This window comes from Scytonema sp. PRP1 (assembly GCF_036697665.2).
Classification (GTDB): Bacteria; Cyanobacteriota; Cyanobacteriia; order Cyanobacteriales; family Nostocaceae; genus Kalymmatonema; species Kalymmatonema gypsitolerans.
In genome coordinates this window covers 41,142-62,736 of record NZ_JBAHYJ020000083.1, presented here as the reverse complement: position 1 = coordinate 62,736, position 21,595 = coordinate 41,142, and the positions used below count along the sequence as shown (strand labels likewise).

Below are 21,595 nucleotides of genomic sequence, written 5' to 3'. Positions count from 1 at the left end.
AATGCTGAAAGCCGAATGCAATGAATAATCTTTTGATAGGCTTGACATTTCTTTCAGTTTTATTTTAGTCAAGCCTGCTTGAAGTGCAACTGAATTGATACACAAGCAGTTATGTTCCGCAGTTGACCAACCTCTATCTGTGTTTGCGTTTAAGGTACGAACCCACTCCTAAAGCACCAAACGCGAGTACGCCCAATGCAGAACTTGATTCGGGAACTTTTGCTTTTGGATCAATCCTCAGAACTTGTCCAACTCCTGGGCGATCGCCTTTACTGGAAACATAAACTGCACCATCAGGACCTATAGTCAGAGCAGTAGCCGACTCTAGCCCATTACCACTAAGGAGAGTTCTACGAGTTCCATCAGGAGCTATTTGGATCAGTGAAGCATCGAAATTTCCCTTCAAATATGACTGATTGGCATACTGTAAGGCATACAAATTGCCTTCAGTATCGAAAGTCAAGTCAGTCAGTTGCGTAAACCCATCAGCGTAGACTGTTGTCTTCCCATCAGATCCAACACGAAAGATACTTGCTTTACCTTCTGGGAAAGGAACACCTGTTAATTGGCTGATATATAAAGCTTGATCAGGACCAATCGCAACACCTGTGGGTACCGATGCAACTTCAATTTCTCGCACTTGATTGGGCGGCGCATGAGGACTTGGCGGGATGGGGTTAGTTATAGTTTGTCCAGCAAGGGCAATTACTTTCGTCAAATTACTGCCATCAAGTTTTACACTTAACACGTCGTTCCCGGCAGCATTTGCGATATAAGCAGTATCACCCGCAATTGTAAAAGAATAGGGATTGCTAGCTACGTCGCCATTAGGAAAAATTCCACTGGGATTTGTGGCGATTTCATAGCTGGAAATATCGGCAATACTTGCCAACGCACCGGTGTTAAAGTCAACTTTATATAGCTCTCCAAAATTCGGAGAATTTAAAGGTGTATTGTTGTAATTTACATTAGCAGCAAGACCAATTAGAAGATAAGGATTTCCAGCTGCATCAAATTGGATGTCGTTAGCACCAATCCCCTGAACATTAGTGGGTGATAATGCCCGAGACGGCAAACCTGTGAGAACACGCTCTTGCTTACCATCCTTAATTCTCGTCACAGCACCACTTGTACCAATACAGTCAATCTGGTTTGGCACATTTATGGATGGAGCGCATAGCTGATCTCCCCCTACACCTGCTTCTGTGACGTAGAGACTACCGTCAGGACCAAAGCTAAGACCCCTGACGTTATCAAGACCGTCGGCAACGACACTAAACGATGCAGCTGCTGGTTTTGTTTCAAGAACAACAGCAAAACAAAAAGTAAGAGCTGCAAAGCTAAAAGCTGATTTAGAAAGTAAAGATAAACGCATACGGCAATCAGGTGTCAGAATTATAGGTCGCTTTTTAACTGACTGAAAAAAACATTTACCGTAAGGATGGTAATGCGTACCAACCTCATACAGAGACTTATTTTTTAAATATGAAAATTGTGTTTATATCTGTATTTTTAGTAACAGCGTATAGAATGCTGAATGCCGAATGCAATGAATAATCTTTTGATAGGCTTGACATTTCTTTCAATTTTGTTTTAGTCAAGCCTGGTTGAACTGCAACTAAATTGATACACAAGCAGTTATGTTCCGCAGTTTACCCAACTTTATCTGCGTTTGCGTTTAAGGTATGAACCCACTCCTAATGCACCAAACGCTACTACGCCCAATGCAGAACTTGATTCGGGAATTGCTTTTGGATCAATCCTCAGGACTTGTCCAACGACTGGGCGATCGCCTTTACTGGAAACATAAACAGCACCATCGGGACCTATAGTCAGAGCAGTAGCCGACTCTAATCCATTACCACTAAGGAGAGTTCTACGAGTTCCATCAGGAGCTATTTGGATCAGTGAACCATCCAAATTCCCCTTATAAAATGCCTGATTAGCAAATTGTAAGGCATATAAATTGCCTTCAGTATCGAAACCCAAGTCAGTCAGCTGCGTAAAGCCATCAGCATAAACTGTTGCTTTACCATCTTCTCCAACACGAAAGATATTTGCTTTACCTTCTGGGATCGGAACACCTGTTAACTGGCTGACATATAAAGCCTGATCCGGACCAATTGCGACACCTGTGGGTACTGCTTGATATTTAATCTCTTGCGTGGGAGTAGTGAGGGTTTGATCGGGAAACTCAACAAGTGTCTTTAAATTACTACCATCAAGGTTTACACTTAAAACCTCGTTCCTATTTGCATTTGCAATATAAGCAGTATCACCGTCAATTGTAAAAGAGTAAGGATTGCTACCTACCGCACCATTAGGTAAAAGCACAGTCGGATCCTTGGCGAATTCATAGCTGGAAATATCGGCAATACTTGTCAACGCACCGGTGTTAAAGTCAACTTTATATAGCTCTCCAAAATTCGGAGAATTTAAGGGTGTATTGTTGTAATTTACACCAGCAGAAAGACCAATGAGAAGGTAAGGATTTCCAGCTGCATCAAATTGGATGTCATTAGCGCCAATTCCCTGATTGCTAGTGGGTGATAATGCGTAAGACGGCAAATTTGTGAGAACACGCTCTTGCTTACCGTCCTTAATTCTTGTTACAGCACCACTCGGACCAATACAAGCTTGCTGGCCTGGGAAAGTAAATGATGCACTACATAGCTGATCTCCCCCTACACCTGCTTCTGTGACGTAGAGACTACCGTCAGGACCAAAGCTTAGACCCCTGACGTTATCAAGACCGTCAGCAACGACACTAAACGATGCAGCTGCTGGTTTTGTTTCAAGAACAACAGCAAAACAAAAAGTAAGAGCTGCAAAGCTAAAAGCTGATTTCTTCAGAAAAGACATAAATAATTAGAAATCAAGAATACGTTGATTCTTGATTCGATAAATTGTGCATTTGTGCAAAAGGCTATAAAATATCACTACTCAATTACAATGAGAAATCTTTTGATTAGCTTGATATTTCTTTAGCTATTATTTTTGTTTAGATTTGTTTAAAATTATCAAGAAGGATACATTTATATGCGTATTAGTTAGGGTGCTTTTTCTCAAAAAAAGTTTTACTTTTCAAGCAAAATAAAAATATTCTCTGTTTTTAGTTAAGAATCTTTTAGTGATTTTTGAGAAAAAAGAAAAAAGTTTATTTATGCTCATCTACTGAAATTAAAAAATACTACCTCTAAAACTCGCTCTATAGTTTGGGAATCAATGCATTCCTCTCAGGAGTTACGATAAATAATCATGCAGCAGCGATCGCTACAGCTATGTTGGTGCAGGATAAGTTCGGAGGTGCATTTGTGATTGAAACTAGAAGGCGACGGAGAAACGCCAAGTCAAACATAACAGAAGACTTGGCTGGGTATCTGTTTATGACGCCAACCATATTGGTGTTGGGTATGTTTGTGGTGCTACCCATTCTCTGGGCTGTTTTTCTTTCCTTCCACAAAGTTCAACTTCTTGGCAGTATTAAGTACGAATTTATTGGCTTTCGCAACTTCACGCGACTGATTGAAGATGAACGGGTTTGGATTGCTTTACGAAATACAGCACAATACGTTGCAATTGTGGTGCCAAGCCAAACAGTTCTAGCTTTAATTCTGGCTGTGACGTTAAATTCTGGCATTCGCGGGAAAAACTGGTGGCGTATCCTTTACTTTTTGCCGACAGTCACCTCTTCAGCCGTCCTGACGCTGATTTTCATGTGGATTTACAACACCAATGGGTTGCTGAATGATTTTCTCGCTTTTGTAGGGCTACCTACTTACAACTGGTTGGGAGATCCAGCAGTTGCGCTTAAAGGCATCATGATCATGAATATTTGGTCAACTGCACCGTTTTATATGGTGATTTACCTAGCGGCGTTACAGGACATTCCTCGTTCACTCTACGAAGCAGCAGAGTTGGATGGGGCAAATGGTTGGCAACAGTTTGTCCATATTACTATTCCCATGCTCAGACCTGTGACCTTTTTTGTGATAACGATGGGAGTGATTGGTACGTTTCAGCTATTTGACCAATCTTACATTTTTTCTAACGGCACTGGCGGACCAAACAACGCCACTCTAACCGTAGTTTTACTGATATACCAAGCTGTATTTCGTAACTTGCAGATGGGGTATGCAGCGGCGATCGCCTTTTTGCTGGCAGCAGTTATTATTGTTGTCACTGTGGTTCAACGCCGATTTTTTGGAGGCGAAAAAATTTAATACAAACTTCTTACTCCCTTCCCGCCAGAAGAATACCTATTTTTTAACCGCAGAGGCGCAGAGGACACAGAGACAGGAGTAAATCACTATAGGCTATAGGTAATCTTAGACCACCGAAGAGAGTAGCTTAAAGCTGTTTATTTTTAATGGAGTCAAAAATGTTATTAGAACTGAAGCGATTAGAAGTCCCACCAGGACAGAAAGTACTGTTAAGAGATGTGAGTTGGCAAGAATTTGAAGCCATTCTAGAAGAATTAGGAGAACATCGTGCCGCCAGGGTAGCCTATGAAAATGGAATGCTGGAAATTATGACACCATTACCTGAGCATGAAATTAATAAAGTCTTTATTAGTAACTTTGTAGAAATTCTCCTTGAAGAACTAGATATTGAATTTTTGCCTTTAGGTTCTACAACTTTTAAAAATCAATTAATGAACAAAGGCATCGAACCTGACAACTGTTTTTATATCCAAAATGAAGCAGTCGTTCGAGGCAGAGACAGACTCGAATTAACAGTAGACCCGCCCCCAGATTTAGCGCTAGAAATTGATGTATCTTCCCGTACTCACCCTAGTATCTATGAAGCATTAGCAGTACCCGAATTGTGGCGCTTTGAAAAAAGCAAATTACAAATTAATGTTTTGCAAAACGGTAAATATATTGAGTCTACGTCTAGCCCAACCTTCCCTAATTTTCCCCTCCAGCAAGTCATTCCTGAATATCTCCAGCAGTGCAAAACTGTGGGTAGAAACAAAACGATGAGAGCTTTTCGGGCTTGGGTCAGAGAAATTATTAGCAAAAATATTTAAGGTGTGTTTATGTTGTTGAACACCCTAACTCATAAGTTCTTATCCTTTGAAACTGGGTGATGATGAGAAGAAACCTAAGCCTAAGCAAACATACTATTCAAATGATGACAAGTTTATTCTTAACTTGGAAGGCGCTGCTATACATTCTGCTGACATTATATGCAGTTATCACCTTCATTCCCTTTTTGTGGGCGCTTTCAGCATCATTTAAACCACTTTCTGAAATTGTCAGCGGAGAACCTAATTTCTTCCCCAAAAACTTTACTCTCGACAACTACAAACAAATTTTTTTCCAAGAACCGCTGTTTCTCCGCTGGCTGTTCAACAGTGTATTTATTGCCATCAGCGTTACTTTATTAAACTTGTTGTTCAATTCAATGGCAGGTTATGCCTTGGCAAGGCTGCGCTTTAGAGGTAAGCGCTTCTGGTTCTTCCTCATTTTGGCAGTATTGGCAGTACCTGCACAAATAACACTCATTCCTACATTTTTAATTTTGAAAGCTTTAGGCTGGCTAAATTCTTATCAAGGAATGATTGTTCCTAGCATGGTCAATGCTACTTTCATTTTCATGATGCGGCAGTTTTTCGTAAATTTCCCCAAGGAATTAGAAGAAGCTGCTCAATTGGATGGATTAAATACTTGGGGCATTTTCCGACATATTGTTTTACCTTTAGCAAAACCAGCATTAGCAGCACAGGCGGTTTTTGTGTTTATGGGGAGTTGGAATAATTTCTTGCTACCTATAGTTATTCTGTTTGAGCCAGAAATGTTTACTCTTCCTTTAGGATTGAATACTTTTAAAGGTCAATTTATTAGTTATTGGAACTATATTATGGCGGCTTCAATGGTGTTTACTTTGCCAGCCTTGGCTATTTACGCATTTTTTAATCGGTATTTTATTGAAAGTGTGACGTTTACAGGAGGGAAGGGTTAAGTTATGGAAGATTTATAGCGCTTTTCAAATATTAAACCACAAATCGTAGGGTGGGCATTGCTCATAAAGATGATTTATCTGTGTGCATTTGTGTAGCCTACAGCACGGCTTACGCCTACATCTGTGGTTTTTTTTCATAAACATTAACGAGTGCAGTCTTGTTTAATAAATACAGGGGGAATGTTATGACACAGATTTTAATTACGGGTGCAGGTCCGACTGGTGCAGCACTTGCCTTACTTCTTGTAAAACGCGGTATTGCAGTGACATTGATTGAGGCGGCGAAGGATTTTCATCGAGTGTTTCGCGGCGAAGCGTTAATGCCGAGTGGGTTGGATGCACTTGAGCAAATGGGATTATCCGCGATACTGGAACGTATTCCTCATCGACAGTTCGATGCATGGGAGTTCATTTTTGATGGAAAGCAGTTGTTTCGAGTTGAAGAGCCAATGGGTGCACCTCAACCCTGTACACTGGTGTCGCAACCGCCGTTACTTGAGGCAATGATTAAGGAAGCTCAAGCTTACCCTGGATTTGAATTTATACAAGGTGTTGTTGTAAAAGATTTATTGTGGATCAATAATCGAGTTGCAGGTGTGAAACTGGGCGATGGACGCGAAATTTCCGCTCAAATTGTAATTGGTACAGACGGTCGGAATTCGGTTGTACGACAACGGGCAGGGTTACAATTGCTACCCCAGCCAAATAATGTGGATGTTCTCTGGTTCAAACTTGCTGCCAGTCCCAGGTTCGCAGCGGACAATGTATTTTGTTCCATCGTTAATGATGGTCACGTATTTAGCATCTTTCATGGGGCAGAGGAAGGGAAACTGCATTTGGCTTGGGCAGTATTTGCAGATGAGAAAGCAGACGACAAAACCGACTGGAAGCAAGCGAACTGGACAGAAATTTTTGCATCGCTATCCCCCTCATGGATGGCACAGCATTTCCGTAGCCATGCAGACACCATCGAAACTCCGATTAAGCTATCAGTTGTGGTTGGTCGTTGTCCATGCTGGCACGCGCCAGGAGTGTTGCTTCTAGGTGATGCTGCACACCCAATGTCTCCCGTCCGCGCTCAAGGAATTAATGTCGCATTGCGTGATGTCATTGTCGCCGCTAATCATCTTGTACCGCTGTTTCACGCAGGCGCTGCACACGAAGAGATTGACGCAGCACTAGCGCGTATTCAAGCGGAACGTGAACCAGAAATTATCCGCATTCAGCAACTCCAAATGGAAGAAGCCGCACAAGGCGAACAACTGCGAAAAAATGCACTCATGCGTTGGGTGTTGATTCAACTTGCTCCTTTACTTCGTAAAATAATTCAGCAGTTTTGGTTGAAGCGACAGCACGAACTGCGCCAGGGTATAACGCAGGTACATTTGAGTGTTTAAAGCGTGTGGGACGGTATGTCAGGATCTAAAGTGTAAAAACGTTCAAAAGTCAACATTCAAAAAACAATTTTTAATAAGATAGTTTTACATTTTGAATTGATTTCCCTCTATTCCCCGACACCGTTACTTTGGGGAACAAATTGCACTCCTGACGTGATATTGGTATTACAGCAGCTCAATCTCTACCTGAAGCGTTATGGGTTTTGCGGATCTGTCAATTGCTGAGATAGCGACTGACTACAGTGTTTCTGTGGAAAAGGTGCTGTCCATATGTGACAAACTGTTAATTGCCTATAAAAATCCTAAGACCCGTTTGGCTTTGGAGGATGCAAAGGCAATTATTTCCGAAATTGTGTCTGAAAAAGACCCGGAAGATACTAGTAACTCAGTTGGGGAAACCGAAGTTACCTAACAGGTGTCTGGCACTCTGGCTAATGGATAATGACAAAGAATAATTAGCCATTAGCTATGAGTACGAATGAGATTGAGCATCGTTATCTTAGCTGTGTTGAACGTCAAAATTGTTAAGGGGAAAAATGTTTAGAAGATTGTTTGGCATTTTTGCGGTTACTGTTTTGCTGACGTTTCAATTTATAGTCGGTAGCGCAACTGCAGTGGAACTGGATGAAGCTACCCGCACGGTAGCATTAAATGAGAATGGTGAGACCGTTGTCCTTAGCCTCAAACAAGTTAAGGAAGGCAAACGCTTATTTAACTACGCTTGCGCCCAGTGTCATGCTGGGGGTGTCACCAAGACAAACCAAAACGTAGGACTCGATCCAGAATCACTCGCCCTAGCTACACCAAACCGTAACAACATCGAAGGATTGGTAGACTACCTCAAAAACCCCACTACATACGACGGGGAAGACGAGATTGCAGAATTACATCCCAGCATGAAGAGTGCAGATATTTTCACAGAAATGAGAAATCTCACCAATGATGACTTGGAGGCGATCGCCGGTCATATTCTCTTGCAACCGAAGATTATCGGTCAAAAATGGGGTGGCGGTAAAATTTACTACTAAAGTCGATTTGATGATTTAGTCATTAGTCACTAGTCATTAGTCATTAGTCATTAGAGCTTTTAAATAGGCACTAAAGACTAGTAGCTAGAGACTAGTGACTACTTTATTCCTGGTTAAGATTACCTATTTTCTCCCTTGGCATTCTTCGCTCTGTTTGACAACACTCAAAGCTGCTAATCCGGAAAATAATTTTGATGCATGGGTTAGTTTAATGCGACAACCTATGACGTATGATAGAAGTGAAGAAATTTCTATTTTCTTTCAGATAGCTGCTTTGTTTATTATTCCAACACGATGTGGAAAAGTTAGCTGCTTTTGTTTTGACAACAGCGCCAAAGGCTGCTAGTTACAGAACTCAAGATTTTTGAAAAGTCATTAAGTATTCCTTAAGTAAGAAGAAAAATCTATTTTCTTACTGGTTATCTTTTTCTTTATTCAGCAGTATACATTTTTCTGTATCCAAGTCAAGTAGTGATTGCTTACACTCACTTTAACTATACTATGGCTCACCAATTGTTTAAAAAAAAATTGCATCTACGACATATTGTCATATTTGGGCTAAATTTTATTTAAAATGGAATAAGGGAAATAAAACCTGCTGTTAGGAGAACGCTATGAAATTAGTTGGGTCAAGTTTACGGCGCTTGGGTTTAGGATTGTTAACAATGTTTTTAGTTGTTAGCAGCTTTGCAGTTTTCAGCCCCAGTGCAGCGGCTGAGACATATACTGTAAAAATGGGTAGTGATAAAGGAGCGCTGGCGTTTCAACCAAATAAGTTGACAATTCATCCAGGCGACACAATTGAATGGGTGAACAACAAAGTTCCTCCCCACAATGTTGTGTTTGATAACGCTAAAAACCCCGCAAAGAGCGCGGATCTAGCCAAATCTCTGTCTCATAAGCAGTTGCTGATGAGTCCCGGTCAAAAAACCACAACCACTTTCCCAGCAGACGCGGCTCCAGGTGAATACACTTTCTACTGCGAACCTCACCGTGGTGCTGGCATGATTGGTCGAGTCATTGTTGAGTCTGCTGAAAGCTAGAAATATCGGTTGACACAAGCTGGATTTCCAAAAGCTAAGCACGCGAAATATGCTCCAATGTCACATCCCCGAATCTGAGGATAGTGAATATAAGGAGTCATCGGCGGTGACAAGTTCTATCCTCTTCTGTAGATGTTAGCCCCAATGCAGGAGGATAAACTCGTCACCGCTAATTTTGAGAAAATATAGAACTCAATAAAGAAATTGTCGCATTAGCTACAGTTCGTTTGAAGCATCACAAGGTAATAGCATTTGGGATGGCAACTGTATAAAAGAGTAGTTCTTTTAGGGCTTCTAGCAGCCTTACAATAGTTACTGAAGACGGTTTTTTAGGCTGCAGGCTAGTTGTAAGGAGAACCCCTTGAGAATAGTTTTATCTGTCGTTTTCTTGGCGATCGCCCTGTTCCAATTTACATTTATTGATTTAGCATTTGCAGCCGAAGTATCTAATGGTGCCAAAATCTTTAACGCTAACTGCGCTTCTTGTCACATAGGTGGTGGTAACATCCTGATTGCTGAAAAAACTTTGAAAAAGGAAGCTTTATCAAAGTACCTGGAGAATTATGATGCAGACTCGATTCAAGCGATTATCTACCAGGTGCAAAATGGTAAAAATGCTATGCCCTCATACAAGAGTAAGTTAAGCGAACAGGAGATTCTAGAAGTCGCTGCTTACGTTTTCCAAAAAGCGGAACAAGCCTGGCAAGATAGCTAAAAAAATTGCCAAGAGAAAAAGAAAACCCTCTGGAACCCCAGAGGGTTTTTTTTCTTGGGAAGCAATTCAAAGAATTTTAGTTCAGCTATTCCTTTGTAGTAAGCACTTACTACAAAAACATTCTCAATTTCTCATGCAACTGTTTTATAAACAAACAATTCAGGAGTCAAGAGTTAGAATCCAGCTTAGCGATTTTGTACGACTGGTGAACCAGTACTGCGGGAGGGTTTCCCGGAGCAGGTAACTGGTGTTGGCGCAGCCTCAAGGCGAGGAGATACCCGTGCCTCCGCGCATGAGGACGCACGTTACAGGCGCAGCCGTGCCGTAGCCATAGGGCGGATGAATAAACGGTTTTAATACCCGCGCTTCTATAGGCAGTCTACAATCACGTAGTGCTATAAAACCTACGGGAAATGTATTCTGACTTCTGTGTTCTGACTTCTGTATTCTGTTTTATTTTTCTTGGTTGCTGCCCTGTCTTTGATCTCTAATTTGGCGCAACTGTTGTAGTAATTTTTTACTTGTTTCAACAGAAGCAGAAGGCTGATTGCTACTGACTTCTGCTTTTGAAGTTTGTTCTTCTTTAGTTGGCGATTCAGACGTACTTTGTCTGACAACCACCTGTTGCCGTGATGTTTGTTGTTCTTTATCGCTTTGTGAAGAAGACGTCGTCTGTCTAATAACCACCTGTTGTCGTGATGTTTGTTGTTTTCGATCAGGTTGCAGCGCAGACGCAGTCTGATTGCTTTGCGATACTTGTTGATTGACTGACGATGAAGCAGAAGGCTGAGTTAGGTTGACTTTTTGTGGAGATGGTAGTGAATTGATCTCCACTGGACGCAAACGCTGACTTAGGTTGACTTTTTCTGGTTCTTTAGATGGTTGAGAATTGACCTCAACCGGACGCAAACCTTGAGTTAGGTTAACTTTTTGTGGTTCTTTGGATGGTTGAGAATTGACCTCAACCGGACGCGAACCTTGAGTTAGGTTAACTTTTTGTGGTTCTTTGGATGGTTGAGAATTGCCCTCACCTGAGCGTAAACGTAGAATCAGGCTTTGTTGTGGTTTAGTGATTGATTGTGTTTGATTGACTCGAGATAAGGTTGATAGTTCTGGTGCAGGAGTTTTAGAAATGTTACTGCTATTAGACTTGAAGGAAATGTTAAATGGGTAAAACTTGGGCTTGCCATTTGCCTGAGCAGGATTGTTTTGGAAATATTCCCTGAAATATTCCCTAACTTCTGTTTTGAGGTCAGATGGAACCGAGTTATTCTCGAAGTTTATAGATTCAACTTGACCTTGACCATTGACAACTAAATCACCTTGAACGTTGCCTTCTTGTGCCGCTTTAGTATTAACTATTGCAGCTACGGGTTGTTTTGTTTCTAGGTTAGGATATTGGTTTTTAGCTTCAGTGAAACGCTCCACAAAAGTTTTAGGTTTCGACGCCAACTGCTCAGTTACAACTGAAGGTGACTGAGGCACGAGTGATGGCAACTTAGGTGCTTGGAAATTGGAACCTTGCGGCAATTGGGGTAGGTTTTGCCCTCTTAAAGCTATGCTATTATCGCCAACTTGTGGAGGTTGGACAACAGGCGTTACGAGCTGCTGGTTCTGAGCAACACCCACAGGCTCAGTCGTTTGTTGAGCGACACCTTCAGCCGAAGATGCAACAGGCATCTGTTCAGGAGAAACAGGAGCATAGTTGTTAACCAGTTCCTGTTCCTGAGGTATGTTAGCTGCTTGTATCGGAGGCACATTGTAAGGAATTCTGGAAGACTCCAAGGGCTTGGGTTCCCCTAATCTTACCTTTTCTACATAAGGCGTAAACGGTCTGACTTTCGCACTTATTAAGGGTGGAGCAGGTTGCAAATCTCTCTTAGAAAGAATTGGCAAAGACTGACTTTTAGGCAAGGAAGCAATGGCTACGTTATTTGTTTTCGGAAGCGGGGGTAATATGAGATCGGTAGAACTAGGTGATGGTGGTATAGGCGGCAATGGTGGAATTGATTGATTAGCCAAGTTCATCGGCGGAACTTGTGGTAAGACAGGTGTTGGGGGTTGTAAGGGTTGTAAGGAGAGTTGTGGTGTGCCAGGTTGTGGCAGACTGCTTTTTTCAGCCTGACTTAATTCAACAAGTCCAACGCTGCTTTTTGATGATAGTTCCTGTTTGGGTTTGGAATCCATTGGCACCATTGGCAGGACGAACGCGATCGCACTGTGAATCCCAAGAGATGCTATAGCTGCTATTCCAGTAGGCTGGCTTAAGAATTCTGGTATATTTTTCAGAAGGGAGACGTAGGACATAGCTGTTTATCGTTCACTCGGCTCGGTTGCAGTTATCTAGTCATTTTATCTTTGAGATAAATAGTAGAACGGAAGCGCCCTTCTACAAATAATAACTTCCTCTCAGCAATTGGAAACAGGAAGAATACCAATTTTTAGACTTGTTATATTTTTCACCAATGACGGGTATTCTACTAAACAGTTGCACTTGAGTATCGCTATGCTTCCAAATTCATCATTTTTTATTATTTAGCTTGTGATAACTTTCAAAAATCAAAAGTGAAACGAAAGATAATTTCAAGTTCTGCCAATGGTTTAAGTCTGACTAGACAAGCATCTGTGGTAGGCTTACTTCCACGATCTAATTCTTTTATGGCATTCCCCGCGCTGAAACAATTGCCAAACTTACTCATATTCTCAACTGATTTTCATACTTCGCACTCATCAGCCCAGTCTAACACTGTTTCTACTTCTGTGATTATATAAATTGCAGGTCATATTGGCAGTTACTGTCTGATTGTCAAAGGTTATCCCAAAACCGATGCCGCCGTGCGCAGCGACGAATCTCTCGGTATAAATTGCACTTTGACTTCTATCTAATTTGACTTCTATCTAAATGGAAGTGTTGTCATGTCTGGTGAGCAGTCAACATTGCCAAAGCTGTGCAGCTTATTGCGAGCTTTGTCTCAATACTGGCATATCCTGCAGATCATGACAACTTTTACAATACCTTTATCCAAAATCAAAAATGCCATTACCAACAGTTATTTTGCCTGGATATCTAGAAAGCGCGATCGCCTACCTTCCACTAGAAAAATCCTTGCAACAGTTGGGTTTTCCTACGGTCACGGTACCACTACGACGGCGTGACTGGATACCCACTCTTGGTGGAAGGTCTGTGACGCCTATTTTGCGGCAACTTGATCATACAGTTAAGCAGATATTGCTACAATGCAATGCGCCTCAAATTAACTTGATTGGTCACTCAGCAGGAGGTTGGCTTTCTCGCATCTACCTGGGAGAAAAGCCTTATTCAGGACGCGGTGAAGTCACATCATCTGTATGGCAAGCTCACCCTCTGGTTGCGACTCTAATCACTTTGGGTACACCTCATATCAGCCAAGAACGCTGGACGCGCTGGAATTTGGATTTTGTGAATCAAAACTATCCTGGAGCATTTTACACAAATGTTCGCTACGTTTGTGTTGCCGGAAAAACTATCTTTGGGCAAAGGCTCAGGGGGAGTTGGCTTGCTTACAGTAGCTATCAGTTAACCTGCGGAAACGGTAATACTTGGGGTGATGGAATTACACCCATTGAAGCTGCTCATCTTAAGGGGGCGTCCAATATTGTCATTGAAGGAGTCAAGCATTCCCCTAGAAGTTCTCCAATCTGGTACGGTTCACCAGAACCATTACAAGCTTGGGTGCAGTATCTTGTATAAAATATTGTTACCTATTGAGTTTTAAGTTCTCCTCAAAAAATAACTATTCTTAATAATTCTTAGTTAAACTCGTAATAAAAGTAAATAAAGAGTTAAGAATAGGAGCGCTCAGTTATGCACAACACTCGGTCAGATGTGATTCTGCGACGAATAACGACGATATTATCGGTAGTTATTATCACCCTGACGTTAATTGGTGCGACGACTGGAATTTTGTTGTCGTTTTACTACGAACCAGCAGCAGGCAGAGCTTACCAGTCATTGAAAATGATTGATACGGAAGTGCCATACGGCTGGTTGTTCCACAAAGCACACCAGATTGCTGGTAACGCGGTTGTTGTCATTGCCCTGATCCAAATCGTAGTCATGTTTGTCAGCAGACAATTTCGCAAGAGTTGGCTGACTGCTTGGATAAGTGGAATTTTATTTACCTTAAGTGCCATTGGCTTGGGTTGGACGGCGATGATCCTCTCCTGGGATCAAGAAGGATTTTGGCGTTTTAGCATCGAGCTGGGAACGATAGAAGCTATTCCTTTTATCGGTTCTGTGTTGCGAGACATTTTGACTGGTGGTGGAGCGATTAGCACCGTAACTCTCCAGCACCTTTACACAATACACAGTTATATCGTCTCGGTTGCTGCGTTAGTTCTAGCTGTGGTGCATTTATTGAGTGTGTTGTGGCAAGAAAGGCAAATCAAAAAAATGTATGCAGAAGGAGCGATACCGGAAACTGGTAAGCTACAGCAACAATTGAATGAAGGATAACGAATTTAAGGTGCAGGAGCATCGCTGGTGGAAAGTTGAGATTTTGCCAACGGTATTTCTTCGACCTCCGGTAATTTTTCTACAGACAGGGGAACTGATGCTCTTGCACCCGACAAGCGTTTTAAAAGGTGTGGTCTGGGGTCGTGTAATAGGTAGATAATGCGATCGCCTACTTCCCATTCTTCAGCTGCGGGCATAACTTGAAGATGTTCGTCTCGTTCTACCAACAACGGTATCAACTCGCCAGCTTTAATCAATGCCTGCATATGTGCCTGTTGAAGGTCAAAATCAGATTCATTGAGCGTAGTTGTCCCTAACTTCACCCGTCCGTCGTTTATGTACTCATTCCAAGTCTTTATTGGTAAGTCGGGAATCAAAGCCTGGTTAACCTGATTTTCATTGGTAGAGGTGGTTGCTTGTGGATCGCGGGGGAAAACTGCTAGGACACGCGGCGGGTTAAACTCTTCTTTTGCACGTTGTGCTAAGACAAAATTGACCTCACCATTGCTCGTCATTGCTAGAAAAGTTCCCATTGAGGCAAGTCCCGCCTCTTCCAAAACACCAGTATCCAAGGCGCTGCTGGCTATCACCCTCAGATTTTGGGCTTCGGCTTGTTCACAACGTTGCGGGTCAGTGTCAATCATGACCACTGGTTCTCCCCGTTCTTGAAACAAACGGGCAATCAATAAACTCAAAGGATTACAACCGACAATTACCGCCCCAATGGCGTCTTTTGAGGTAATTTGCAACCAGTTGGCAATCCAGCCAGCCGTTAGCCCTTGGCAAACCACGGTCATAATAATTGTGAGAAACACCAAGGCTTTAATGGCTTCTCCACCGTTGACCCCGCGCTGCGTTAGTAAAATTGCAAATAAAGAAGCAACCGAGGCAGAAACGATTCCTCTTGGGGAAACCCAGCTTAAAAACAATTTCTGTCGCCAATTAAGATCACTGTTCCAGGTACACAAAACGATATTAATCGGGCGAACGACAAACATCAGAACCAAGACGGTGAACACACCGCCCCAACCCAAGGCAAATACACTGGCAATAGATAAGTCAGCAGCTAGCAAAATGAATAGCACCGAAATGCTGAGAATTGTCAGTTGACCTTTGAAACGCCGCAACAATCGTTCTTCCGGCACCGACGAAGCACCAAAAACGACTCCTGCGACGACAACTGCCATCAATCCGGACTCGCTGCGAATCATTTGTGCTAGGGCAAATAAGCCCCACAACCCCGCTAAGACGACCAGGTTTTTCAGTTCAAACGATAGAAAATTGGCACGTTTGCTAATTAACGACATCAGCCAACCGCCTGCTGCACCAATCACCCCACCGATTCCAAGGCGCATGATCAGGCTGCTCATCGCCGTGATGAAATCAGTGTGGTTGTTTAGTAACGTGTTCAGCACCACGACGGCGAGGATAGCTCCCACTGGGTCAATCAGAACGCCTTCCCCTTCCAAAAGCGTTGCGACTTGTCGATCCACATTAATTTGTTTGAGCAGAGGACTGACAACGGTTGGTCCTGTCACCACAACGAGGGAAGCGAAAAGAAAAGCAATAGACCAAGGGAATTCACCTAGCCAGTGAGCCGCCATACTGCCCCCAAGCAGCGTGACCATGGTTCCCAGGGTGACGAGCAATTGCAGGCTCGTCGAAACTTTGCTTAACTCTTGCAGGTCCAAGTTGAGCCCACCTTCAAACAAAATGATTGCTGTGGCTAAAGCGACGATTACTTCCAGCGCAATGCCTAGCATATGGGGGTGCAACACCCCAATGCCATCAGAGCCAAGCAGGATGCCAAACATCAACAAAAACACGATGCTGGGTACCCGGAGGTATGCAGCCAGCACTTGGGCGGTAATGCCTGCAAAGACAGTAATCACAATCTGCAGGGTGATTTCAAAAGATGCTTCCATGCGATAGATTTTGAGTGATATATTTCAAAATCTTTTGTAAAGGATAGTAAATATTAACTCTACTGGGTGCAACATGACACCCACTGTCCTTTACTAAGTCGAGCTTTTTTTATACTTAGTTTGATATACTACAGCATTTTTTTGTTTTTTGTGAAACAGGAGTGGCGGTCGCCTGTCAGTAAAAGACGAAGCTACCTTGCAAAGAAACCCCAAATGCGGAGTCTGGAGCCATTCTAAACTCTCAAATCTCAGATTTGCCTCTTCATTTTTAGGCATTTTTGCTTATAAGCTGTTGGAATCTCCCAATTTTTGGACAAGCCCAGAATTTTTTTTTGGAAGCTGTTGACATTAGCCACGAAAACCGGTAGATTTATATAAGTGTGAACCTTGCGCCCCCATCGTCTAGAGGCCTAGGACACCTCCCTTTCACGGAGGTAACGGGGATTCGAATTCCCCTGGGGGTACTAAAAAACAAACAAAGAAGAGTGAAGAAAGAAGAGGGAAGATAGACACGATAAATTTTCTCTCTTCTTTCTTCATGATGTTCTCTTCTTCCTTCATTCTTCTGATGCCCTTTGGCGAATTGCAAGAAGGTTCAACCGCATATCGTTACTCAGACGACGCTCAATGATTCCGACTGGCATAGTAAGTTTCGGCCAAACCTTGACAGTATAGCACAGATGAGTTGCTTTCTGCTGCTCAAGAGAATCAGGCTGTAGTAGCCAGCTACCAGAAAAGTCTTTAAAATCTCCTTCTACCATACGGAAATTAATTTCCTTGGGGAAGTATTCTTCTAAGTCGAGAACGACACGCGCACAAAAGTTAAACCCAACAAAGCGCCCAGAACCCACTTGTTCTAAACGAATACCTCCTTGAGGATGCTCAAGGAGGCGGCTTTTCGTTAAGTTGGGGACGAAGTCAACTAAAGCTTCATAATCTGTGAGTACTTTCCAGACTTGTTCTACTGGTTGGGGAATTTGGAGCATAGCAGTGATTTGTCGTTGTCGTTCTGCTATTTTCTCAATTTGGACTTCTACAGCTTGTAAATCATCTGTATCAGCAGGCGAATTCAAATCGAGATCGGTGTCGTCGCCGATAGCTGATAAATCCAGTTCCTGTTCGATGTTATGTTCTTCAGTCACTTTGGGAATATGAGTCACTTTCAGTAGAAAATTGGGGCAGCGTCAGAGTAAAGCAGATTTTGCTTAAGCTGGAATCCTCAATGGGTGTACTCTCCACTGCAATTGCCCCATTTAGATGTTGCACTAAAGACTTGACGAGCGCAAGTCCCAAGCCAGTTCCTGGAGTCCATCTGCCTTTACCCCGACGGAACCGATCAAATATGTAAGTGGCTTCTTCTTCTGAGATGCCATGTCCAATATTGATCATTTTAATAATAACTTGATCAACTTGTTGATTGACTTGATGAGTCGCTTGCAAATGCACAACAGTGTCATGTTGCGAGTATTTGCTAGCATTTGTTAATAACTCTTGCAGAATACGGTCAAAACTTTCTACTTCGGTTTCCAGTGTAAGTGGCGAATCTGGTAAATCTAGGGAAAGGCTTATGCCTTTGTCTGCGAGTTTGCTGTCAAAAGCGGCTGCTAAATCATGAATTTTCGCACTTAAATCCGTCGTTTCTAACTGCGGGCGCTCGTGACGAGTTTCCAATTCCTGTAGCGTTAGTAAGTCATTAATCAAATTAATTTCATCGGTGCAATCTTGCTCTATCATATCGGCGTATTTGATTTGACGCTCGTTTAATTGCCCGATTTGACGTAAGTTACGGATAGCCAAACGCATCCTTGTGAGTGGATGGCGCAAGCGATCGCTTATATTGCTTAAAAATTCATCCTTCAAATCGTTAAGCTTCTGCAATTGTTCTGTTTGTTGGCGCTTAACTTCGTAAAGCTTTGCTTGGACTTCCAAACTGCGTTGCAGTTGTGCTGTGCGTTCATCTACCAACGTTTGTACTTGCCGCAATGTTTGTGTTTGAATTATGGCGTTGCTAAGTTGAGCACACACCATTTGCACTATATTAAGTTCTGTTGATTGCCAATTGCGAGCAACTGCTTGCTGTAACACTAGAAATCCCAATACTTTGCCTTGAATCTCTAAGGGCATTAATAGCACTGCGCTCAGCACTTCTAGTGCAAATACTGGGGCAACTGTTAAAGTATCTTGTAAATCTGTATCGTCATTGATGATTAAAGGTTTTCCAGAGTCTAAAAAGGCACGCTGGCATAAACTACAGTCGGCAAGAAAAAAGGAAGTCTCTGAAGTGTCTAACTGAGGAGTTAGGGCAATTTCTGTTTCTTTATGCCATTTCCCTACAACCGTCGCTTTTGCTTTGGGAATTTGTTTTTTTGCTCGAGTTCTAAACAACGGATCAGTATATTTTAGTAGTATCAGTAAACCACGATCCGCTTGCAGAGCTTCTGCTGTGGAAGCAAGCGCTAACTGAAGCATTTGATTTAACTCCAGGTTGCTACGACTAAGTACAGTGAGTTGCTTGATCAAGCTTTGATGCTGGACATAAGTTTGCACGTACTGATTTTGACCAGCAATCTGCTGTGCTTGTGCGACTTGAGAAAATGCGATCGCGCAACACGGTTCTACTGCATTTAATAGTTTTTTTTCGGATTCAGTCCAATTGTATGGCTGCGATTTGATTAAACCAATAACGCCGTTATTTTTACCACCAAACCGAGTCGGGATTGCCAAAACAGCCTTTGCCTTTATAGTCAGTGGCAAAGATTGACGCCCAATTGCCAAACTTTTTTGAATTGTTGAAATATCCTCAATAGTCAATGTTTCAGAAGCGCATTCCATCACTGGTAAGTCTAATTGCTGCGCACTAGAGAACATTTCATCTGTTTCAGACAACTCTAAATTCTCTTGGACAGACCAATTAGCCGTGATTGCCTCGCTCGACACCTCAAGTGATACTGTCACTAAACTACACCAATCTACTTTAAAGGCAACTCCTAGCACTTTAGCAATATCTTGCAGCATCCTTTTTGGAGTTGAGCTACTGGCGATGATTTTATTAATTTTTTGTACTAAGTGGTAGGCAGGTTCTTCCTGATGCTGCATCAGCGCTCCATGCGGGTATTGTTTTTGTCGATCTACTTCATCTAGGCGCTTTGATGGCAATAAAGGCTTGTTCATTCTTGGCACACTCTTGAATATTGATCTGATTTTCTTCGTAAGCAACCTCTCGGCATATTTCACCCAAAGCTTGTGCTACTGCACCATGATGAATTGCAAATCTTTTCTTAAAACTATCTCTCACCTGTTATAGCCCCTTTCTATTTGAGATGACCAATCGAAATGATGAAATGCTTCGTATCTTAAACAACCTATTTATTTTTAAAGAAATAAAATTAAAAATCTATCTATTTAAGATGCTGTAGCCAAAGAATGGTTGGGTGTTCTTCACCTTCAATGACTTACTCACCTTGAGATAGGATATCCTGTCTGCCTTTATACATAAACCGTAATTTCTCTGGAATTCAAGCTAAAATCTCATAAATTTAATCCGCGTTAACACTGATCTCAAAAAATAAAAAAAGTAATATTTTTTTCACGCTATCCTTCTGTTGAATCAGTAAGAACCGACTGAACTAGCGAAAAGAAAATACTGGAGAGCGTAAGGCTTCACAGATCCTTTATGGTCAACTCCCCCAAACAGCCAAAAATTTTCTTAGGCGTTATTCTCTGACTCATATTCTTTACAATATTTTACTTTTTTTTCATATTTTTCTCATATTTAGGTTTTCATCAACTGTTGTTGGATCTCCTGCTGCCGAAACAGCATCATATCAAGTCCGGATGAATAGTTGTCATAACCCTAAGGATCCCTTTCCCTCTCGCCCCTAATCCCCACTATGTCCTATGCCTTCTCAGTAGCCCAGACGCTGCGCGTACGCCGCTTCAGGGGCGCTCTGCGCTCAGTGTGCGCGCAAGCACTTACGTGCGGATCGGTGAGTTCCCCATAGAGCCAAAAATGAATGCAGCCTAGTTGCAATATCACATGGCGCAACTAGGCTGCATTCACTTGAACAAAAGTTTAAGCAGCTAAACTCTCGACACTTAGAGGAACCATATCGCCATTTCTTGTAAGTCCTAGCAACATCGGTTGTTTCGGCGCAATGAGTTGACCTGTGAGTACACAGCGTTCTTCTTGTTGTGCTGTTGCGGCTATGCTAGCGCGAATATCGGCTCGCGAAAATCGGGGTTTCCACTCACCTGATTTTTGCTGGACGTAATTCCAGAGGATGTCTCGAATCAGGGCTTGATATCCCTGATTCCCAGCGAGTTCTTTGAGTTTATCTTTCAATTCCCGTTCTAGGCGGATGCTGGTGACTTCCATGTCGGTGGTTGGTGTGCGAGCTATTGTATGCATCACTTTTTCTCCTTAAAGTATGGACAGGATAGTAATACAAGTGTAGTATGTTTAAAGGAATGTTCAATAGGTGAAATTTTCTGTGAAATCCGTTTACCCCATACTCTACTTCCTTGCGTGTTGCCAACTGCCGATTTCGTTGGAAATCAGCCGCTGTGGGAGTGGAGTATTTTATTTATGGGAGACGGTAGCCCCAATAAATGGCAACTCACACAGGGTAATGATGAGTCTCGACATGCCATTGTTGGTGTACTGAATGCAGTACCAAAACTAGAACAACGAAGCGGGAGGTACAGACAACAGAATGCTGTACCGATATCGAAACAGAAGACTTAAAGGTCAAATTCTAACCCCCGCTTCCAGCAAACAAGAAGCGGGGGTTTGTTTATAAGGAGTCAAGCTGTGACAAGCGTGATGCAAGTTTTAGAGCAATCAGTGGTGGTGTTTTTTCAAAATTACTTGCCACTGTGTCGGGTTAATATTAAGCGGGCGATTGTACTGTTAGTGGCGAATAAGGCTGAGCCACTAGACTTGGACATCCAAAGCAGAATGTGCAAGCAAACCTGGAATAACAGGAGAGCATAAGGAATGCTGAAATTAACATACACCGAAACAAG

At 42.4% G+C, this 21,595-nt stretch carries 20 protein-coding genes, 1 tRNA gene and 1 pseudogene; 14 read left to right on the top strand and 8 right to left on the bottom strand.

Translation table 11 applies throughout. The annotated features are described in order from the left end of the window. Nucleotides 1-133: 133 nt before the first annotated feature. Nucleotides 134-1,375, bottom strand: coding sequence for a ScyD/ScyE family protein (locus V5G28_RS19185; RefSeq protein ID WP_332995520.1), 1,242 nt, complete (start codon nucleotides 1,373-1,375; stop codon nucleotides 134-136). Nucleotides 1,376-1,662: 287 nt separating this feature from the next. Beyond that, nucleotides 1,663-2,862, bottom strand: coding sequence for a ScyD/ScyE family protein (locus V5G28_RS19180; RefSeq protein ID WP_332995518.1), 1,200 nt, complete (start codon nucleotides 2,860-2,862; stop codon nucleotides 1,663-1,665). Between the two features lie 524 nt (nucleotides 2,863-3,386). Between V5G28_RS19180 and V5G28_RS19175 the strand changes: the two genes are divergently transcribed. The 9 genes from V5G28_RS19175 (at nucleotide 3,387) to petJ (ending at nucleotide 10,150) form a co-directional block, all read left to right on the top strand. Then, nucleotides 3,387-4,223 carry a carbohydrate ABC transporter permease gene (locus V5G28_RS19175; protein ID WP_442994274.1) on the top strand — a complete coding sequence of 279 codons (837 nt, stop codon included), beginning with the start codon at nucleotides 3,387-3,389 and terminating at the stop codon, nucleotides 4,221-4,223. Nucleotides 4,224-4,381: 158 nt separating this feature from the next. Further along, a complete protein-coding gene (locus V5G28_RS19170; RefSeq protein WP_332995516.1) occupies nucleotides 4,382-5,032 on the top strand; it encodes a Uma2 family endonuclease in 651 nt (216 codons plus the stop codon). A gap of 104 nt (nucleotides 5,033-5,136) precedes the next feature. Then, nucleotides 5,137-5,967, top strand: a complete 831-nt coding sequence (locus V5G28_RS19165; protein WP_332995574.1) for a carbohydrate ABC transporter permease — start codon at nucleotides 5,137-5,139, stop codon at nucleotides 5,965-5,967. Nucleotides 5,968-6,152: 185 nt separating this feature from the next. Next, on the top strand, nucleotides 6,153-7,364 hold the full coding sequence (locus V5G28_RS19160) for an FAD-dependent monooxygenase (RefSeq protein ID WP_332995514.1): 1,212 nt from the start codon (nucleotides 6,153-6,155) through the stop codon (nucleotides 7,362-7,364). Between the two features lie 196 nt (nucleotides 7,365-7,560). Next, nucleotides 7,561-7,776, top strand: a complete 216-nt coding sequence (locus V5G28_RS19155) for a hypothetical protein (RefSeq protein ID WP_332995512.1) — start codon at nucleotides 7,561-7,563, stop codon at nucleotides 7,774-7,776. Nucleotides 7,777-7,900: 124 nt separating this feature from the next. Then, a complete protein-coding gene (gene psbV / locus V5G28_RS19150) occupies nucleotides 7,901-8,392 on the top strand; it encodes a photosystem II cytochrome c-550 (RefSeq protein ID WP_332995510.1) in 492 nt (163 codons plus the stop codon). 94 nt (nucleotides 8,393-8,486) lie between these two features. Beyond that, entirely contained in the window at nucleotides 8,487-8,738 is a 252-nt protein-coding gene (locus tag V5G28_RS19145; protein WP_332995508.1) for a hypothetical protein, read from the top strand. Between the two features lie 268 nt (nucleotides 8,739-9,006). After that, the gene (gene petE / locus V5G28_RS19140) at nucleotides 9,007-9,435 is read left to right on the top strand and encodes a plastocyanin (RefSeq protein WP_332995506.1); all 429 of its coding nucleotides are present in this window, start codon (nucleotides 9,007-9,009) and stop codon (nucleotides 9,433-9,435) included. A gap of 361 nt (nucleotides 9,436-9,796) precedes the next feature. After that, nucleotides 9,797-10,150 (top strand): cytochrome c6 PetJ, encoded by a 354-nt coding sequence (gene petJ, locus V5G28_RS19135; protein WP_336231251.1) that lies wholly within the window; start codon nucleotides 9,797-9,799, stop codon nucleotides 10,148-10,150. Between the two features lie 453 nt (nucleotides 10,151-10,603). On the opposite strand, the gene V5G28_RS19130 is transcribed toward petJ, so the two are convergent. Continuing rightward, nucleotides 10,604-12,457 carry a hypothetical protein gene (locus V5G28_RS19130; RefSeq protein ID WP_332995504.1) on the bottom strand — a complete coding sequence of 618 codons (1,854 nt, stop codon included), beginning with the start codon at nucleotides 12,455-12,457 and terminating at the stop codon, nucleotides 10,604-10,606. Between the two features lie 727 nt (nucleotides 12,458-13,184). Here V5G28_RS19130 and V5G28_RS19125 point away from each other — a divergent pair. Together V5G28_RS19125 and V5G28_RS19120 are read left to right on the top strand one after the other, a co-directional pair. Beyond that, nucleotides 13,185-13,880: an esterase/lipase family protein gene (locus tag V5G28_RS19125; protein WP_332995502.1), complete on the top strand. Its 696-nt coding sequence runs from the start codon at nucleotides 13,185-13,187 to the stop codon at nucleotides 13,878-13,880. 114 nt (nucleotides 13,881-13,994) lie between these two features. Continuing rightward, nucleotides 13,995-14,645: a cytochrome b N-terminal domain-containing protein gene (locus V5G28_RS19120; RefSeq protein WP_332995500.1), complete on the top strand. Its 651-nt coding sequence runs from the start codon at nucleotides 13,995-13,997 to the stop codon at nucleotides 14,643-14,645. 5 nt (nucleotides 14,646-14,650) lie between these two features. On the opposite strand, the gene V5G28_RS19115 is transcribed toward V5G28_RS19120, so the two are convergent. Continuing rightward, nucleotides 14,651-16,570 (bottom strand): cation:proton antiporter, encoded by a 1,920-nt coding sequence (locus V5G28_RS19115; protein WP_332995498.1) that lies wholly within the window; start codon nucleotides 16,568-16,570, stop codon nucleotides 14,651-14,653. A gap of 391 nt (nucleotides 16,571-16,961) precedes the next feature. Here V5G28_RS19115 and V5G28_RS19110 point away from each other — a divergent pair. Then, nucleotides 16,962-17,034 (top strand) — tRNA-Glu (locus tag V5G28_RS19110). A gap of 93 nt (nucleotides 17,035-17,127) precedes the next feature. Here V5G28_RS19110 and V5G28_RS19105 read toward each other — a convergent pair. From V5G28_RS19105 to V5G28_RS19090, 4 genes are all read right to left on the bottom strand, one after another. Beyond that, on the bottom strand, nucleotides 17,128-17,736 hold the full coding sequence (locus V5G28_RS19105) for an SRPBCC family protein (protein WP_332995572.1): 609 nt from the start codon (nucleotides 17,734-17,736) through the stop codon (nucleotides 17,128-17,130). Next, entirely contained in the window at nucleotides 17,705-19,741 is a 2,037-nt protein-coding gene (locus V5G28_RS19100; RefSeq protein ID WP_332995495.1) for a sensor histidine kinase, read from the bottom strand. Before V5G28_RS19100 ends, V5G28_RS19105 begins: the two co-directional genes overlap by 32 nt. Further along, nucleotides 19,704-19,865 (bottom strand): hypothetical protein, encoded by a 162-nt coding sequence (locus tag V5G28_RS19095; protein WP_332995493.1) that lies wholly within the window; start codon nucleotides 19,863-19,865, stop codon nucleotides 19,704-19,706. The genes V5G28_RS19100 and V5G28_RS19095 overlap by 38 nt, the downstream gene beginning before the upstream one ends. Nucleotides 19,866-20,642: 777 nt before the next feature. After that, on the bottom strand, nucleotides 20,643-20,978 hold the full coding sequence (locus V5G28_RS19090; RefSeq protein ID WP_041036704.1) for a hypothetical protein: 336 nt from the start codon (nucleotides 20,976-20,978) through the stop codon (nucleotides 20,643-20,645). A gap of 117 nt (nucleotides 20,979-21,095) precedes the next feature. Here V5G28_RS19090 and V5G28_RS19085 point away from each other — a divergent pair, with 117 nt between their 5' ends. Together V5G28_RS19085 and V5G28_RS19080 are read left to right on the top strand one after the other, a co-directional pair. Then, nucleotides 21,096-21,314, top strand: coding sequence for a hypothetical protein (locus V5G28_RS19085; protein ID WP_336231248.1), 219 nt, complete (start codon nucleotides 21,096-21,098; stop codon nucleotides 21,312-21,314). A gap of 66 nt (nucleotides 21,315-21,380) precedes the next feature. After that, nucleotides 21,381-21,524 (top strand): annotated as a pseudogene (locus V5G28_RS19080) (HNH endonuclease); the annotation flags it as partial. Between the last annotated feature and the right edge of the window lie 71 nt (nucleotides 21,525-21,595).

Bases quoted from the DNA above. Each gene is read 5' to 3' on its own strand.
- psbV (WP_332995510.1), top strand. From the start codon at position 7,901: ATGTTTAGAAGATTGTTTGGCATTTTTGCGGTTACTGTTTTGCTGACG.
- V5G28_RS19185 (WP_332995520.1), bottom strand. From the start codon at position 1,375: ATGCGTTTATCTTTACTTTCTAAATCAGCTTTTAGCTTTGCAGCTCTT.
- V5G28_RS19090 (WP_041036704.1), bottom strand. From the start codon at position 20,978: ATGCATACAATAGCTCGCACACCAACCACCGACATGGAAGTCACCAGC.
- V5G28_RS19165 (WP_332995574.1), top strand. From the start codon at position 5,137: ATGACAAGTTTATTCTTAACTTGGAAGGCGCTGCTATACATTCTGCTG.
- V5G28_RS19115 (WP_332995498.1), bottom strand. From the start codon at position 16,570: ATGGAAGCATCTTTTGAAATCACCCTGCAGATTGTGATTACTGTCTTT.
- V5G28_RS19100 (WP_332995495.1), bottom strand. From the start codon at position 19,741: ATGAACAAGCCTTTATTGCCATCAAAGCGCCTAGATGAAGTAGATCGA.
- V5G28_RS19155 (WP_332995512.1), top strand. From the start codon at position 7,561: ATGGGTTTTGCGGATCTGTCAATTGCTGAGATAGCGACTGACTACAGT.
- V5G28_RS19170 (WP_332995516.1), top strand. From the start codon at position 4,382: ATGTTATTAGAACTGAAGCGATTAGAAGTCCCACCAGGACAGAAAGTA.
- V5G28_RS19180 (WP_332995518.1), bottom strand. From the start codon at position 2,862: ATGTCTTTTCTGAAGAAATCAGCTTTTAGCTTTGCAGCTCTTACTTTT.
- V5G28_RS19175 (WP_442994274.1), top strand. From the start codon at position 3,387: ATGACGCCAACCATATTGGTGTTGGGTATGTTTGTGGTGCTACCCATT.
- V5G28_RS19125 (WP_332995502.1), top strand. From the start codon at position 13,185: ATGCCATTACCAACAGTTATTTTGCCTGGATATCTAGAAAGCGCGATC.
- petE (WP_332995506.1), top strand. From the start codon at position 9,007: ATGAAATTAGTTGGGTCAAGTTTACGGCGCTTGGGTTTAGGATTGTTA.
- V5G28_RS19160 (WP_332995514.1), top strand. From the start codon at position 6,153: ATGACACAGATTTTAATTACGGGTGCAGGTCCGACTGGTGCAGCACTT.
- V5G28_RS19120 (WP_332995500.1), top strand. From the start codon at position 13,995: ATGCACAACACTCGGTCAGATGTGATTCTGCGACGAATAACGACGATA.
- V5G28_RS19130 (WP_332995504.1), bottom strand. From the start codon at position 12,457: ATGTCCTACGTCTCCCTTCTGAAAAATATACCAGAATTCTTAAGCCAG.